This window comes from Nonlabens sp. Asnod3-H03 (genome assembly GCF_045063665.1).
Lineage (GTDB): Bacteria > Bacteroidota > Bacteroidia > Flavobacteriales > Flavobacteriaceae > Nonlabens > Nonlabens ulvanivorans.
In genome coordinates, this window is record NZ_JBEFOD010000007.1 from 236,081 (window position 1) to 253,782 (window position 17,702).

Consider the following 17,702-nt stretch of genomic DNA (forward strand, 5'->3'; position numbering starts at 1 on the left):
GATTAAAAAGTTGCGTTAAGACTGAATGTTACTGTTCTAGATGTCGGGTAATTACCAAAATCAAAACCTCTAATAGTATTTTGTTTTGCATTACTAGAACCACCTCCACCAAAATAACTTGCTTCAGGATCTAAACCAGAGTAATCTGTAATAGTCAATAAGTTTTGAGCACTTACTGAAAACCTTAGTCGTTCTAAACGGATTTTACTTAAAAATTCTGTTGGTACATTATAACCCAATGCAATATTTTTAAGTCTAATGTAGCTCCCATCTTCTACAAAACGAGAAGAAATCTCTCTATTACTATTGTTTCCAACACGTGGCACATTAGTATTAGTATTAGTTGGAGTCCAAGCATTATTAAAGTTATCTACAGTAGTGTTAGCATCACCATTAGCAAGTTGAACATTAGTCAAGTTAAATATTTCACCACCTTGAGAGCCTTGGAAGAAAATGCTTAGGTCAAAGTCTTTATAACTGAAATTATTTGTAAATCCGAAAGTGTAATCTGGATTAGGGTTACCAATTGTTGTACGGTCATCTTCTGTAATATCACCACTATTATCAATATCTCTAAATAACGGATCTCCTGCAACACCACCTGCTAAGGTAGCTGTACCAGCAGGCAAAGCACCACCTTGATAAACACCTGCATAATCATAACCCCAGAAAAGACCTACTTCTTCTCCTACTCTTAAGATTGTACTTTGATCATGACTAAAGTAACTAGGTGTACCATCGTCAAATACATCTGCATCATTAATTAATGCTACAACTTTGTTCTTATTGAAGGAAATATTGAAATTAGTAGTCCAAGAGAAATTCTCGTTACTTATATTTCTAGAGGTTAATGCTAATTCAAAACCTTTATTGTTTACTTCTCCTAAATTTGTTAAAATGTCAGAACTTAAATAACCAAAGTATTCCGGAATACCATTATTACTAAGAATGATATCTTTAGTATCGATATTATAATAATCTAATGATAAGGTAAATCTATTTTTAAGTAATCCTAAATCTAGTCCAATATTAGTTTGATATGATGACTCCCATTTCAGATTAGGATTAGCCGGTTGGTCTGAGGTAACTGCACCTACCGTTTCACCGTTACTAGAAGCATACAAAGAAGCAAATCTAGCTAATGATTGATATGGTCTGATGGCTGGATTACCAGTCACACCATAACTAGCTCTAAGTTTTAAGTTTGATATAGCGTTGATATCCTTAATAAAATCTTCATTAGATATTTTCCATCCTATCGCAGCCGATGGGAATATAGCGTACTTTTCATTTTTTGCAAAATTCGAGGCTCCATCTCTTCTTACCGTCGCGGTAAACAGATATTTATCATCCCAATCAAAGTTTACTCTACCAAATTGAGATTGAATTTCAACAACACTTAACGCAGAAGTTGCCGGCAGTAAAGTTTGTGCACTTCCTAAGTTGTAAAATGAAAATGAATCAGAAAGAAAACCATTTGCAGCTGCTCCAAATACCTCAGTAGTCGTTTTTTGATAAGATAAACCTCCTAATAAAGTTAATTTCCCCTTACCTATATCTCTTTTATAAGTTAAGTAGTTTTCATTTAAGACGTCTCTTTGTCTCGTATTTACTATGGCTGCTCTACCTCCTACAGCACCTGCAGTAACTTCTAGAGATGAAGGACTATAAGTACCTTGCTTACTTGTCTCACTACTTAAACCTAAAGTTGTTTTAAACTCTAACCCTTTAATAATCTCGTAATTAGCATAAAAATTTGATCTAAAATCAGTTTCTCTTGTCTCATCTACACGTTCTGTTGCTATAGCAAATGGATTATCAACTAAATCTCCTACAGTGTTACCAGAATTATAAGATCCATCATCATTAAAAACTGGCTGATCTGGTGCATAACGCATTGCTAGAGAGATAACATCATCTCCACCACCACCAATACCACCTAAACCTGTGGATTGAGTTGACACACCATTCTTTGTACCTAAACTACCGAATAGATTCAGACCTAATTTTAATTTATCATTTACTTGAGCATCAATATTTGATAAAAATGTAATTCTCTCAAAATCAGAGTTAATTATGATCCCTTCTTGATCAAAATAATTAGCAGATGCATAAAAATTAATTTTATCAGAACCACCAGAAAAAGAAAACTGATGTGTTTTAGTACTTCCTGTAGTATAAATTAAATCTTGCCAATCGGTATTAGCAGGACCTTGAGGATAAGCAATAGTGTTTCCGTTATTTGCTCTAATTTGTGTTTGATATGCAGCAAATTGATCAGCATTTAAAAGGTCTAATTCATTTGTGGTATTTTGAATAGAATAGTTTGTATTGTATTCAACAACCATTTTTCCATTTCTACCTTTTTTAGTAGTTACTAACACAACACCATTTGCACCTCTTGAACCATATATAGCAGTTGCAGAAGCATCTTTTAAGATTTCCATTGATTCTATATCATTTGCTTGAGGCATAGAAGCTCCAATAAAACCATCAACTACTATTAACGGAGAGCTACTCGCTCCTATAGAAGTATTCCCTCTAATTTGAATATTGATTGGAGCACCTGGCTCTCCACCATTATTAGATTGTACAACAACACCAGCTGCTCTACCTTGTAAAGCCTGTGCTGCATCTAATACAGGGAATGCATTTAATTCCTTACCTGTTACTGAAGAAACCGAACCAGTGATATCACTTTTCTTTACTCCACCATAACCTACGACTACGATCTGATCAAGTAATGCTAGATCTTCCTTTAAAGTCACATTAATAACAGACTGATTATTTACTGGTACTTCCGTTGTAGCATAACCGACATAACTATATACGATAGTCGCAGTTGCTGCATCTGCAACACTAATCGAATAATTACCATCTATATCGGTGGTGGTGGCACTAGAACTTCCTTTAATAAGTACGGTCACTCCTAAAAGTGGCTCAGTTTGTTCATCAATAACCTTACCTGTAACTGTCGTTTGCGCATATGAAAACATGGCAAATAACATACAGCCTAAAAAGGTGCTGATATTTAAAAACTTGTTGGGGTTAGTTTTTTGCATAAGAGTAAAAAATTAGATAATTAATTTAAAATTATTAATCTGAAAAAACAGCTAAATCGTTTTCGAAAAACCAATCACGATTATATCATTAAATCAGATTGTTAAAATTAGCTTAACAAGCATAACTAAAAATTCAAAAAAGGGTACAAAAAAATCCCGATTTCATTAAAATCGGGAGTTTCAAAGGGTTATTTGTTAAAATCAAATTCTAGACAGAGAATTTTTTAGAATAAACTGATGGAGTCTCACCATAGACTTTTTGGAAGCATTTACTAAAGTATTTTGGGTTTCTAAACCCTACTTTATAACTTACTTCAGAAATATTAAGGGTACCCAATTCTAATAATTGAGCAGCTCTTTTCATTCTAAAATGTTGTATAAATTCGTTAGGAGTAAAATTAGTCCAAGCCTTAACCTTAATAAATAACATAGTTCTACTGACTCCTAAATCTGAACAAAATGTAGGTATATCAAAATGATCATTAGGTATATTATCTTCTACTATTTGGATTGCCTTTTTCATAAGCTCATCATCTACTGAAGACACACTTACTTCATCGGGCGTGAACAAATCCCCATTTCCAAATTTCTTTTTTAAACTAGATTTATAAGAAAGAAGATTCTTTACACGCAATTGTAGCTCATTAATATCAAAAGGCTTACTTAGATAATCATCAGCACCACTTTCTAGACCTTCTAGTTTATAAATTAATGATGATCTTGATGTTAATAGGACCACCGGTATGTGACTGGTACGCACGTCTTCTTTTATTTTAGAACATAATTCAGTACCTGCCATAACAGGCATTACCACATCACTCACAATAATATCTGGGTTGCTATTTACTGCTATTTTGAAAGCTTCTTCTCCATTACCAGCCTCTAGCACATTGTATTTTTGTTTTAACAATTGAGCCATAAACGATCTTAAAGAAACATTATCCTCTACTACGAGAACGGTAGATTTCTCCTCGTCATTAATAAAATCGATACTAGACGGCTCAGCGATTAAATTAGGGTTCTCAAGTTGATTGGTATACTGTGTAACATCGTCACTAAACTTAAAGTCTGAAATTATCTGATCTTCAGTAAAGTGCTCTTTTCCTAGCTTAAGGGATATTAAAAATGTCGAACCTTGATTAACCTTACTCTGCAATTTAATTTGTCCTTTATGTAGTTGGACTATATTTTTTGCGATGTTTAACCCGATACCGGTTCCTTGGTTATATATGCTAGCATTTTCCTTATGAGATTCTACCTCATAAAAGCGATCAAAGACTTTTTCTTGCTTCTCTTGTTCTATTCCTATCCCATTATCTTTTACCTTAATGTGAATATGTTCTTTATCTCTAGATATCTTTATTTTAATTTTTCCTCCTTTAGGTGTAAATTTAAATGCGTTAGAGATGAGATTAAAAAATACACGTTCTAACTTTTGTCTATCATAGTAAACTAGAATCTCTTCATCAATGGTTTTAAAGTCATAATCGTATTCTCCTAGTTTTGCATGTTCCTTAAAACTAAAATATATCTCTTTTAAAAACTTAACGATGTTCCCTTCGGCTGCATGAATTTCAAATTGATTTTTTTCCAATTTTCTAAAATCCATTAGCGTATTAATAAGCTGTAGCAATTGTTTACCATTGCTTTCTATCACTAATAATTTTTTGTACATTTTATTAGTCCCTTTATAATCAGCCAGCAATTGCTGCAATGGTCCTAATATCAAGGTAAGTGGTGTTCTAAACTCATGAGAAATATTAGTGAAAAACTGAAGTTTAGCCTCATTAATATCTCTATTTCGTTGTAATTGAATCTGTTCAAATTTTAATTCTTCTTGTAATCTAGTTCTAGATTTAAGTATCCTTAATAAAACATAAGCAACTGCTATAAATACTGCTGTATACAAGACAAATGCCCACCAGCTATACCACGGTGCAGGTTTTGCCTTTATGATTAAAGTTGTAATCTCACTTTTGATCCCATCGCCATTAACGCCACGCACTTCAAAATTATAATCACCTGCATTTTGAATTGCATAGGTGGCTTTATTCTCTACCGTTGTATTCCATTCTTTTTCTAATCCACTTAACCTATACTCATAGGTCTTACTGGTTAAATTATGATAACTAGGCATTGTAAACTCAATGGTAAAATTACGTTGATTATGATCGATTTTTAACGCTTTCGCGAAAGCGACATTCTCAACTTCATCATTATTATCATTGAACTTTAAGAGATCATCGCCTGTAGTTCTAAAATTAGTAATGAGCACGTCAGGCGCGTAATTATCTGTACGTATTTTTGTAGTATTAAACGAGGATATACCTGACACACTTCCAAAAACGAGTTGATCTTTTGGAAGTCTTAACACGGCATTATCACTAAATTCATTACCTACTAACCCATCCTTTTGCTGGTTGAGTGATAAAATCTGTTCGTTTTCTTTATTGAGCTTTAAAATACCTTGATTACTACTCATCCATAACATGCCATTACCATCCTCGATAATAGAATGTATGGTCGTAATTTCTTTGTCTGCCCACTGTAATGGAACTTTTATAAACTGGTCATTAACTCTTTTAAAGAGACCTTGTGATTTAGTTCCTGCCCATATTACCTTATCACTATCTTCATAAAGATGTAATACGTCAAAACCAGCATCCTGATCTTTATCAAATAAATAATTTAAGATCTTATCGTTCTTATCAACACTATTAAGTCCATTTTGAGTCCCCACCCATAGTGTCCCATTGTTATCAAATAATAAGGATCTTACCAAATCACTCGTAAGACCATCTTCACGATTTAAAGTGGTAATTTTTTTGGTAGCATCTTGCGAGATGACTCCTTTACCAAAGGTTCCATAATAAAAGTGATTTCCAGATTTTAAAATGGAGTACACTCCTATATCTTTAAGTATGTCATTTAATGGACTTTTTGTAAATTGATTAGTATCTGTATTATAAACCTCAACACCGTTACTAAATGTCCCTATGTACAGTGTATTTTGTTCTAGATAAAGTGCTTTTATATTGTTTTCAATTAGTTCACTATTCTCACTCGTTAGATATTTAAAATCTTTGGTATCGAGATCTAGAATATTTATACCACCTTGTTCTGTACCTATAAAAAGTTGATTGCCTGAAGACTGCAAAGAACTAACTACAGGATAGTTAAGACCCTTATGAGTCCCGTTTTGAACATAATTTTGAAAGTTACTATTAGCTTCGTTCCAGATATTTGCTCCACCATAATAAGTACCTACCCATATAGAACCACTTGCATCTTCATAAAGTGCTTTAACAGAGTTTTTTTCAAGACTATAAGGATCATTTAAATTGTTAGTAAGATGACTGACCTGTCCTTTATTATAAATGTAAATACCGTTATAACTTCCTATCCATAGTCTTTCATCTTTGTCTAATCGCAACTTGCGTATATCATTGATGTGTAAATCCTCATTGATAACAAAAGACTTAAGCTCTTTAGAAAGACTATCATAGACTAGGACACCTGAAGAATTTGTACCTATAAAATATCTATTTTTCCCTGCAGGTACGATGTCTGTAATATCATCATTTTGATAGGAGTTAAATCGAGAAACAGCATAAGTACCATTTTGATCATCTTTTTCAACTGACCATAAACCTAGATTAGTACCGATTAAATATGAAATAGGTGAAAGTTCTATAACGCTATAAACGACAACTTCCTGTTGTACTTCCTCAAATATCTCATTATAATAGGAATCTTCACTAGGGTTATATATAGAGAGGCCTTTTGAGGTACCTATCCACATGTTACCATCACTGGTAGCATAGACCTCTTGAATGATATTACTAGCTAACGAATTAGTGTCACTGGTTTTTAAAAAACGAGTAAAAGTATCTGTTTTAGGATTATATCTATTAAGACCATTATAAGTACCTATCCATATCTGACCATTTTGGTCTTTTTCTAAGGACAGTATATCACTACTACTTAATGAATTGACATTCTCTCCATCAGATTTAAATACTGTAATTCTATGTCCATCATATACATTTAAACCATCACGTGTCCCTATCCACATCTGACCTAATTCATCTTGCTCAATAGCTATAGCACTACTTTGAGAAAGACCATGAGCTGTAGACAGATGCTGAAATTGAAAACTACTGACTTGTGCAACTGCAGCATTCAATAATAAGAGAAATATGACCGTTATTCTATACATATATCAAAAACAAAATTTGGGCTTAAATGTAGTTAATATGATTGATTATAGCCACTTTATGAGTTACTAGAAAGAACTCATACCATTATTAATCATAATTTAACCTGCTATTTAACTGATAGTCATATAGTGACGGTACATCGTGTAAAGATTGATTTGTCATTTTAATATAAGCCAGTGGTTCATATTTTACCAAGAAGCTAGTATTACCATGAATACCTATTACTCTAGCATGTGGCCCATCTAACATACCATTAAGTAAGACAGGATCCTTTAATAAATGAGGTGATTCTAAAACTATATTAATGTTCCAAAAAGTACTGTATGCCCCATGTGAAGGTTTCCAATAGCCTGCACCACCACCCGCAAAAAGCGGATATGAATCGCCTTTCAATTCATTGATATGAACAGTTATATTATCAAACAAATTTTGATGATTTGCACCGCTATGTTGATCTAGTACAGGTTTTTTATAAATCGTACAATTCTTATAAACATTTTTAGTAGAAAAAGTATTGAAGCTTAAAGGATGCTCGGCAGAATTTTCTACGATTATATTTTCAGCTAGCACATTATGTACACCTGCCATCGCTACCGTGTAGTGTGCATAATGTTCTCCTCTTGTTGTTATATTCTGAATAGTTACATTAGCTATTTCTTCTGTTAAAATACCACTATCTGCATTTACAATAACTATATCTTTAACCCAACTATTATATAATCTAGTTAAGTTAATCCCATTGAAACCTTGTTCTATATGGTGTGCTATTCTTGGTGTCATCGGGAATTCTATAGAAAAATGCTCTATACCTACGTTTTCTAAATGCTTCCACTCGACTATTTGAGCTTCGTATGAGGTGTCTATACTTATTGTGAGTGGTGATTTAAAAGTGACTTGATTCCCATCAATTAATTTGATTTCTAGCTGTTGTCTCACGATAGGCAAATCAGGGAAGTTAAAATGATGTGTTCCTACTTTTACATCGGCATTTTTGTAGAGTTCTTCAACTATTTTACCTTTTTCACCATCTTTATTGAACAATTGCAATTCAATAACATCGCCCACTTTCAAGGAATTATTGTTTTTCACTGTAACGGTGAAATCTCCTCGTTTTCCAGAAGTTACTTTTGCAAGTACATTTACTGGACGTTCATATTTCTCTAGATATGACTTCACTCGTTCACCTGGAACTTGCGTCCATATAAATCCGCCAGACCAGGCATATTGCGAAAAAGCTAGGTCTATATTATTCTTTTCCTCTCTTTGCCTTTTATCAAATTCCATTAGATATTCTCTCAATTCTTTTAAAGGTTCAGGATCATGTACATACATTAAAGGTCTAGGAAAATATAGTATCGTACCGTTCTCTCCAGACCCAGCACCACGTAGTATAAAATCGCTACGCTCAATATAAATAATATCACTCAAAATAATCTTACCAGCAGGTAATTCTAAAATCACACTTCCATCAACAGCTCTTAACTCATCAACAGCATTAATAAGCGCCTTAGAATCATCAATTCCATCATTTGCAACAACCCCATAATCAGTAGCCAGGTAGACCACTCCTTGATTAGGTATTAATTCTTCGCCATTCTTGTAACCTGCATAACTATAATCAGGTAAATAAATATAATCATCTGCTTGAGTGTTACTTAATATTTCAGGTATTGATTGTGCTCTACATGATGTACAAATAATAACAATAGTTATAATTAATAAAAAAATAAAAATTTGATTTTGTCGATTCATGATGGTGTCGTTAAGTCCTATATACTCTATAAAGATATCTATACAAAAGAGAACGCTAGTACAGCATATGGGTTGCTATTATTCAGTTTAACCTAATAAATCTACATAAAATCTCACGAGACAATATCACTCTTTAAGATCTTTTTACACTGCTATCACAAGCACTAATCACGATTAAAACATTGCTTCACAATGCTTTGTACACAATTCTCCCTATTCTGAATAATTCCCATTGTATAATTATAAAGTAATAGAAGATAATTTCTCATATTTGGTCAACCAATTTTGAGAAATTCTAAAAAATCAAACCTAATTATGGCAAAAACTATAGTTTTAACAGGAGCCGGCGGTGTTTTATGCAGTACCATGGCAATTGCACTTGCAAAACAAGGACATCAAATTGCTGTATTAGATTTAAGAAAAGAAGCAGCAGATGCGGTAGCTCTTGAAATTAGTGATAATGGTGGTAAAGCCATAGGTGTAGCAGCAAATGTCCTAGAGAAAGATTCTCTAGAAACGGCAAAAAAAGAGATCAATTCTAAGTATGGCAAGGTAGACATATTAATCAACGGTGCTGGAGGAAATCACCCATTGGGAACGACGAGCAATCCGTTTTTTCAACTAGAAGATCTGGACAATCAGACAGAAGGTTTTAAAACCTTTTTTGACCTAGACCCTAAAGGAATTGAGTTTACCTTCAACCTTAACTTTTTAGGCACCTTGTTACCTACACAAGTATTTGCAACAGATATGGTAGGTCGTGATGGCTGTAGTGTGTTGAATATTTCGTCCATGAACGCTTTTACGCCTTTGACTAAAATACCTGCTTATAGCGGTGCAAAAGCTGCCGTTTCTAATTTCACACAATGGCTTGCGGTTCATTTTTCTAAAGTCGGCATACGTGTCAACGCGATCGCACCAGGCTTTTTCCTGACCGATCAGAATAGAGCGCTTTTGACTAACAGTGATGGCTCTGCAACGCCACGAGGCGAGCAAATCATAGGTCAGACACCTATGGGACGATACGGCACACCAGACGATCTGGTGAGTACTGTGAACTGGTTATGCGATGACGGCGCAGCTTTCATTACGGGAATCGTGGTTCCTATTGATGGTGGATTTAGCGCTTATAGTGGCGTGTAAACAACAACTTTTAAGTAAGATTTTTAAGATCTCGCTTTCGCGAAAGCGTAACAATAACAACAAATGAGTTTAGAACAAACATGGAGATGGTACGGTCCTAATGATCCAATCTCTCTTAACGATATCAAACAAGCTGGTGCCACTGGCATTGTAAATGCATTACACCATATACCTAATGGCGTGGAATGGTCTGTAGCAGAAATCACCAAACGCAAAAAGGAAATCGAAGCCGCTGGACTGACTTGGTCTGTCGTAGAAAGTGTGCCTATTCACGAAAACATAAAAACTAAATCTGGAGATTATCAAACTTATATCCAGAATTATAAAAATACACTCACTAATTTAGGCGAGTGCGGTATAGACATCGTGTGTTATAATTTTATGCCGGTGCTGGATTGGACACGTACTAATCTGGACTATGAAGTAAGTGATGGCTCTACAGCACTACGTTTTGAAGCAGCCGCATTTGCCGCTTTTGAATTGTATCTATTAAAAAGACCTGGCGCAGAAAATGATTACACGGCAGCTCAACAAGAAGCCGCAGCAACTTATTTAAAAAATACCAGCGCTGCAGATCAAGAAAAACTCATCCGCAATATCATCGCAGGATTACCAGGTGCTGAAGAAGGTTACACGCTAGAAGAATTTAATAAGATCCTCGCTACTTATGAAGACATAGGTCCAACAGAATTAAAAGCAAATCTTTTTCATTTCCTATCTGAGATTATTCCAGCAGCAGAAAAAGCTGGAGTACTTATGTGCATCCATCCAGATGATCCACCATTTCCTATTCTAGGATTACCACGTGTGGTAAGTACAGAACAAGATATTGTAGATTTATATACGGCTGTGGATAGTCCTAATAATGGATTAACCTTTTGTACAGGATCCTTTGGCGTGAGAGCAGATAATGATCTTGCGGGAATGGTAGAGCGATTAGGCGATCGCATTCACTTTATCCATTTACGCGCTACTAAAAGAGATGAAGCTGGAAACTTCCATGAAGCAGATCACTTAGAAGGTGATGTAGATATGTATGCCGTGATGAAAGCACTTGTGGTAGAACAAGAAAAACGTAAAAAAGCCGGTCGTGCAGATTTGCGCATGCCGTTCCGTCCAGATCATGGACATAAAATGCTGGATGATTTAAAAAAGAAAACTAATCCTGGCTATTCTGGAATAGGACGTTTACGCGGTCTTGCTGAATTAAGAGGTCTAGAACTAGGAATCAAAAGATCACTAGCTTAAAAATTAAAACTAACGGCTTGAAATTTTACTCAAGCACAAAAATTATATCATGTCTACAAAATTTGAAACACGATACGCAAACAGTCCAGAAGCTGTAAAAGCTTATAATACGACTCAACTAAGAGATGAATTTTTAATTGACAAACCGATGGTAGCCGGTGAGATCAATCTAGTATACACGCACTATGACAGATATATCGCTGGTGGCGCAGTTCCTACTAAACCATTAAAGCTTGAAACGATTGATCCATTAAAAGCGGATAATTTCTTAGATCGTCGTGAGATGGGAATCATCAACGTAGGTGCCACAGGAACGGTAGAAGTAGATGGAACTAAGTACGAGCTAGCTCAAAAGGATGCTTTATACATAGGAATGGGCGCAAAAGACGTCGTTTTCCATAGTGTAGATGCTAGTGATCCTGCAAAATTTTATATCAATTCAGCTCCAGCACATCAATCGTATCCTACTCAAAAAACAAGTCTTGCCGAGGCTAATAAAATAGAATTAGGTAGTCTGGAAACAGCAAATCACAGAACGGTTTCTCAAATGATTATTGGCGGAATTATTACGACTTGTCAGTTACAAATGGGAATGACAGAATTAAAATTAGGAAGTGTATGGAACACTATGCCTGCTCACGTGCACGATCGTAGAATGGAAGTTTATTTCTACCTAGATGTACCACAAGATCAAGCGGTATGTCACTTCATGGGGCAACCACAAGAAACACGTCATATATGGATGCATAATCACCAAGCGGTGATATCACCACCATGGTCTATTCACTCAGGTTCTGGAACTTCTAACTATACCTTTATTTGGGGAATGGCAGGAGAGAATCTAGATTATAACGATATGGACGTGGCAAAAATCACAGATCTTAAATAATCGACCATGAATCTATTTGACATTAAAGGTAAAGTAGCATTAGTTACTGGTAGTACACATGGTCTAGGAATGTCCATGGCTCATGGATTAGGACTTGCTGGTGCCACTATAGTAGTCAACGGGAATTCATCTCAGCAAAAAATAGATGACGCCGTTGCTCATTACAAAGAAGCTGGAATAAACGCTGTAGGATACAAATTTGATGTATCAAATGAAGCTGCTGTTGAGACTGCCATTCAACAAATAGAAAGGGAAGTTGGTCCTATAGACATCCTGATCAACAATGCTGGTATCATAAAAAGAGTTCCGCTAGCAGACATGGATGTGGAAGAGTTCAAACAAGTCGTGAACATCGACTTAGTAAGTCCTTTTATAGTTTCTAAACATGTAGTAAAAGGCATGATGAAACGTAAGGCTGGAAAGATTATTAATATATGTTCTATGATGAGTCAATTAGGTAGAAATACCGTAGGTGCTTATGCCGCTGCAAAAGGTGGACTGGTCATGCTTACTAAAAATATGGCAACAGAATGGGCAAAGCATAACATACAAGTGAATGGTATAGGTCCAGGATATTTTGCCACGACCCAAACTGCTCCCATTAGAGTCGATGGTCATCCTTTTAATGATTTTATTGTGAATCGCACACCAGCAGCAAAATGGGGCGATCCAGATGATCTTGCAGGTGCCGCAATATTCTTATCTTCACAAGCTAGCAATTTTGTAAATGGTCATATATTGTATGTTGATGGCGGTATACTAGCGACTATAGGTAAACCTTCAAATGAAGATTAAATGAGATATTGGAACCTCTTACTATTAGCATTTTCTATTCTTTTCATCAATTGTGATGATAAGAATAAAGATGCTTTTTTTATGCTTCATAACGAAATCGATATCGCCAGAACTGAAGTTATTGTGATTTCAAAGAAGCAAATTAAAGAGAAACTGCCAGCTTTTGATGAAAGTCAAATTTTAATATTTAAAGATTCTCTGGGAACTGAATTCCCTTATCAGTTGGATGACATGGATCAGGATGGAATCTGGGATGAAGCAGCTCTAGTTGTGAATTTCGAAGCTCTAGAAACTAAAAGGCTTATGATTTATGCTTTCGCGAAAGCGGAATCACCACAATATGAAAAGAAGACAGACGTACATTTTGGTGTAGGAAAAGCTAAGCCAGAAGCAAGTGAAGAGCAACTCTACACTAGAAGTTATGATCCAAGAGATAAAGACTCGTTGTTCTTTCAAATGGAAGGACCAGCTTGGGAAAATGATAAAGTGGGATTCCGTATGTATTTTGATCCTCGAAATGGGATTGATATTTTCGGAAAAACTACTAAAGAACCTACATTACACAAACAAGGATTGACTACAAATTATCATGAGAAGGCAGATTGGGGAATGGATATTCTCAAAGTTGGCAATTCATTAGGTGCTGGCGCCATAGCTTTTAAACATCAAGACTCCTTGTACAGACTTACTGGCTGGAATGGTACTCGATTTGAGACTATAACTGAAGGTCCTGCGAGAGCTATTTTTAGAATGACTTACTTAGATGAGTTTATTGGAGATAAATCTTACCATATCGTTCATACCATAACTATAGAAAAAGGCGACTGGTTTTACAAAAGTGATGTTGAATTGCACGGCACCAACGATGGAATAGAACTCTATACCGGAATAGTAAATTTAAAAGAGAATAAATTAAAATTTTATAACTCTAATGAAGGCGTTGATGTATTGTATTCATTTGGTAAACAGTCAGAAAATGATGATCACCTAGGAATGGCTATCATCACGGCACAGTCACTAACTGCATATTTAGATGCGCCATCAGAAGGTACTGGCATTACCAATACTTACCTACTAAATCTTCAAGAAGGAAAAAATCACAGCTTCTATTTTATGAGCGGTTGGGAAGCAAGTGACACACAATTCAAGACGATTGAAGGTTTTGAAAAACTATTAGAACAATCTACAAAAATGATCAATTCACCTATTACAATTCAATAAACAACTTATATGAAAATTAAACATATCATATTTTTATTTCTCGCAGCTATCCTTAGTAATAGCTGTGCTGAAATACAATCAACAAAAACCCTAAGGCTTGCTCATAGCGTAGACACACAACATCCCGTACATAATGGAATGATTGTACTAGGTGAAAGCTTAGAAAGAATTTCTGAAGGAAAATTAAAAGTTCAAATTTATCCTAATGGTCAGTTGGGCGGTGAGCGAGAAAGCATAGAGTTGCTTCAAATAGGTAGTCTGGATATTGCCAAAGTAAGTGCCGGAGTGCTGGAGAACTTTATTCCAGAATATAAAGTATTCAGTATTCCATATCTATTTAGAGATAAAGATCATATGCATGATATCTATGATGGTAAAGTAGGTAAAGGTATTTTATCACAAGGTAATAAGTTTAACCTAGAAGGATTAACTTTTTATGATGCTGGTAGCCGTAGTTTCTATACAAAATCAACACCCATCAACTCACCAGATGATATTAAAGATATGAAGATACGTGTTATGAAAAGTAACATGGCTATTGCAATGATTAATGATTTGGGTGGTGCTCCTACTCCTATTTCTTATGGAGAACTTTACACAGCACTACAGCAAGGTGTGGTAAGCGGTGCCGAAAATAATATCCCTAGTTATTTTACGTCTAAGCACTACGAAGTTTGTAAGTTTCTAAGTCTGGATGAACATACTTCTGTACCTGACGTGCTAGTGATAGGAACAGAAACCTTAAAACGATTGAGTGATGAGGAAAAAAAATGGTTGAATCAGGCCGTTGAAGAATCTAAAGTTGCACAACGTAAATTATGGGAAGAATCTGAGAAGGAATGTCTTGAAAAAGCAGTTGAAAGTGGTGTTCAAGTATTTTATCCGGATAAAAAACCATTTCAAGAAGCTACAGTAGAACTGGTAAATGAGTTTAAAAAAGATCCTTTACTAGGTGCATTAATTCAATCGATCCAAAATAATTAATCATGAGAAAAACGATAGATTCTATTTTAGGTAAATTATGCCTATTACTGCTCAGTATTATGCTATTTGCAGTGGTATGGCAGGTAATTGCTAGGTTCATACTACAATCTCCTAGTACAATAACTGATGAAATTTCTAGCTACTCACTCATTTGGGTAGGTTTATTAGGTGCTGCATATGCCACTGGACAGCATTTACACCTAGCCATTGACCTTATACCTGAAAAGTTAGTTGAAAAAAACTCTAGACTGTTTGATGGTTTTGTTCACTTATGTGTTTTCTCATTTGGCTTTTTTGTGATGATTATAGGTGGTTGGAGATTATGTCAACTTAGTTTTCAGTTTGAACAAAAGTCTGCTTCACTAGGTATTCCTCTTGGTTTCGTTTATCTAGTAGTTCCACTAGCTGGTATATTAATTTGTTATTTCAGTATCGATACATTCTTCAAAAAAGTAATCTCTTCTAAAGCCTAAACTATGAACTATACAGAAATTTTAATATTAGTATTGAGCTTTTTAGTGTTTTTATCATTACGAGTTCCTATTGCTTATGCTATAGGTCTTGCCGGTTTTATTACACTGGTTTATTCCATGCCATTTCTTCCATCGGTGACCACTATGGCGCAACGTATGGCGACATCATTAGACAGTTTTACCTTGAGTGCTATACCATTCTTTATCCTCGCAGGTCAAATTATGAATCGCGGTGGTATTGCTGTGCGACTGATTAACTTTGCCAAAGCCATTGTAGGTCCATTACCGGGCGGACTGGCCTTTGTAAATATTATTTCTTGTATGCTTTTTGGGGCAATCTCAGGAAGTGCCGTTGCAGCAGCTAGTGCCATAGGTGGATTTATGAATCCTATGATGGAAAAAGATGGTTACAGTAAACCTTTTAGCGCCGCAGTAAACATTACTAGTGCTACTACAGGTCTGATTATTCCACCTAGTAATGTATTGATTGTTTATTCTCTTGCAAGTGGTGGAGTTTCTATCGCTGCTTTATTTATCGCAGGCTACGTACCTGGATTACTATTAGGACTTGCCTTAATGATTGTGGCTGCTGTGTATTCTATTATCAAAAAATACCCAACTGATAAGTTAGTAAGCGTAAAGGTGTTTATTAAAAGATTTTTTGATGCACTACCTAGTTTAATGTTGCTTGTAGTGGTGATAGGTGGTATTGTAGGCGGAATATTCACAGCTACAGAAGCTAGTGGAGTTGCCGTGATTTATACTCTTGTATTAGGTTTTGTCTATAAAGAAATTAAGTTAAAAGACTTATCTCCTATCTTATTAGAAACTATTAAAACCAGCTCCATTGTATTGTTATTAATTGCAACTTCTATAGCGATGAGTTGGGTCATGTCTTATGAAAACATTCCACAAGAAATTAGTGATGCACTTTTAGGAATCAGTGATAATCCAATCATCATCTTAATCTTAATCAATCTTATTTTATTATTTGTAGGGATCTTTATGGACATGACGCCTGCGGTACTCATCTTCACTCCTATTTTCTTACCTATCGTAACAGCAATGGGAATGGATCCTATTCATTTTGGAGTCATTATGATCATGAACCTTTGTATTGGATTATGTACGCCACCAGTAGGCTCTGTACTCTTTGTAGGTTGTAGTGTTGCAGATCTTAAAATACAGAAAGTTATACGTCCTATGTTACCATTATTTGTAGCAATGATTGCCGTACTAGTAATGGTTACTTATTTTGAAGATATTACATTATGGTTACCTAGAGCATTTGATTTAATGGACTAGTCGACTATTTCAATATTGAATAAAAAAAAACCTGCTATCGATTGATAGCAGGTTTTTTTTTGTTAGTCACATATGATTATTAAATATCCTTCTCTTCTATTAATTCTTCTAGTAGATTTAGGACATCAATAAAATGAGCTTCTAAATTTTCATATTCCTCCTCACCTGGAATCCAGTTAGCAAATTGCCAGTATCGCCACTTTTCCATGTTACCTACAGGAGGAAGTAACAAGAATATTTGTTCTTCTTCTATTCCACCTATTAAGATACTTTTCTTGAATTGTAAGCTTATCTCTTGATATCCATCCATATCATCATAGAATGATAAAGAACCATTATAATTCTCAAAATTACTGAGATAGTCGACTCTATCGGTAGGCTCAAATGTGATATCTACGTGAGTTGTTGCCTTAAATCCATTTGACATCTTTAAAAACAACTTGTAATCATCTGGCAACACGACACCTAATCTTTTTTCTAGATGATTAATATCACTTTGTGTAGCAGATTCTCTTCCTAACCAACTTTCAATGATTTGTTTTTCACTGAAATCAGATTCTCCTAATTCAATAGCCTTAATAGAAATTTGTTCTAACAGCTTTTTCATTTT

At 35.0% G+C, this 17,702-nt stretch carries 12 protein-coding genes; 8 read left to right on the forward strand and 4 right to left on the reverse strand.

Going from position 1 to position 17,702, the window contains the following annotated elements:
* Positions 1 to 2: 2 nt before the first annotated feature.
* The 3 genes from ACJJVI_RS02555 to ACJJVI_RS02565 form a co-directional block, all read right to left on the reverse strand.
* The gene (locus tag ACJJVI_RS02555) at positions 3 to 3,062 is read right to left on the reverse strand and encodes a SusC/RagA family TonB-linked outer membrane protein (protein WP_397300651.1); all 3,060 of its coding nucleotides are present in this window, start codon (positions 3,060 to 3,062) and stop codon (positions 3 to 5) included.
* A gap of 208 nt (positions 3,063 to 3,270) precedes the next feature.
* On the reverse strand, positions 3,271 to 7,281 hold the full coding sequence (locus ACJJVI_RS02560) for a two-component regulator propeller domain-containing protein (protein ID WP_348022404.1): 4,011 nt from the start codon (positions 7,279 to 7,281) through the stop codon (positions 3,271 to 3,273).
* Between the two features lie 88 nt (positions 7,282 to 7,369).
* On the reverse strand, positions 7,370 to 9,034 hold the full coding sequence (locus ACJJVI_RS02565) for a hypothetical protein (RefSeq protein ID WP_405350121.1): 1,665 nt from the start codon (positions 9,032 to 9,034) through the stop codon (positions 7,370 to 7,372).
* 315 nt (positions 9,035 to 9,349) lie between these two features.
* Between ACJJVI_RS02565 and ACJJVI_RS02570 the strand changes: the two genes are divergently transcribed.
* From ACJJVI_RS02570 to ACJJVI_RS02605, 8 genes are all read left to right on the forward strand, one after another.
* The gene (locus ACJJVI_RS02570; protein WP_317289846.1) at positions 9,350 to 10,177 is read left to right on the forward strand and encodes an SDR family oxidoreductase; all 828 of its coding nucleotides are present in this window, start codon (positions 9,350 to 9,352) and stop codon (positions 10,175 to 10,177) included.
* 63 nt (positions 10,178 to 10,240) lie between these two features.
* Positions 10,241 to 11,425, forward strand: coding sequence for a mannonate dehydratase (gene uxuA / locus ACJJVI_RS02575; RefSeq protein WP_405350124.1), 1,185 nt, complete (start codon positions 10,241 to 10,243; stop codon positions 11,423 to 11,425).
* A 49-nt stretch (positions 11,426 to 11,474) separates the two neighbouring features.
* Complete coding sequence (gene kduI / locus ACJJVI_RS02580) at positions 11,475 to 12,314, forward strand: 5-dehydro-4-deoxy-D-glucuronate isomerase (protein WP_405350126.1); 840 nt, start codon at positions 11,475 to 11,477, stop codon at positions 12,312 to 12,314.
* Positions 12,315 to 12,320: 6 nt separating this feature from the next.
* Positions 12,321 to 13,109, forward strand: a complete 789-nt coding sequence (locus ACJJVI_RS02585; protein ID WP_405350128.1) for a gluconate 5-dehydrogenase — start codon at positions 12,321 to 12,323, stop codon at positions 13,107 to 13,109.
* Complete coding sequence (locus tag ACJJVI_RS02590; protein ID WP_405350130.1) at positions 13,110 to 14,330, forward strand: DUF4861 domain-containing protein; 1,221 nt, start codon at positions 13,110 to 13,112, stop codon at positions 14,328 to 14,330.
* A 9-nt stretch (positions 14,331 to 14,339) separates the two neighbouring features.
* Positions 14,340 to 15,314, forward strand: a complete 975-nt coding sequence (locus tag ACJJVI_RS02595; RefSeq protein WP_348022410.1) for a TRAP transporter substrate-binding protein — start codon at positions 14,340 to 14,342, stop codon at positions 15,312 to 15,314.
* Between the two features lie 2 nt (positions 15,315 to 15,316).
* Positions 15,317 to 15,787, forward strand: a complete 471-nt coding sequence (locus ACJJVI_RS02600; protein ID WP_036579809.1) for a TRAP transporter small permease — start codon at positions 15,317 to 15,319, stop codon at positions 15,785 to 15,787.
* Positions 15,788 to 15,790: 3 nt separating this feature from the next.
* On the forward strand, positions 15,791 to 17,092 hold the full coding sequence (locus ACJJVI_RS02605; RefSeq protein WP_036579812.1) for a TRAP transporter large permease: 1,302 nt from the start codon (positions 15,791 to 15,793) through the stop codon (positions 17,090 to 17,092).
* 79 nt (positions 17,093 to 17,171) lie between these two features.
* Here the strand turns inward: ACJJVI_RS02605 and ACJJVI_RS02610 are convergent, their stop codons facing one another.
* The gene (locus ACJJVI_RS02610; protein ID WP_405350133.1) at positions 17,172 to 17,699 is read right to left on the reverse strand and encodes an SMI1/KNR4 family protein; all 528 of its coding nucleotides are present in this window, start codon (positions 17,697 to 17,699) and stop codon (positions 17,172 to 17,174) included.
* Between the last annotated feature and the right edge of the window lie 3 nt (positions 17,700 to 17,702).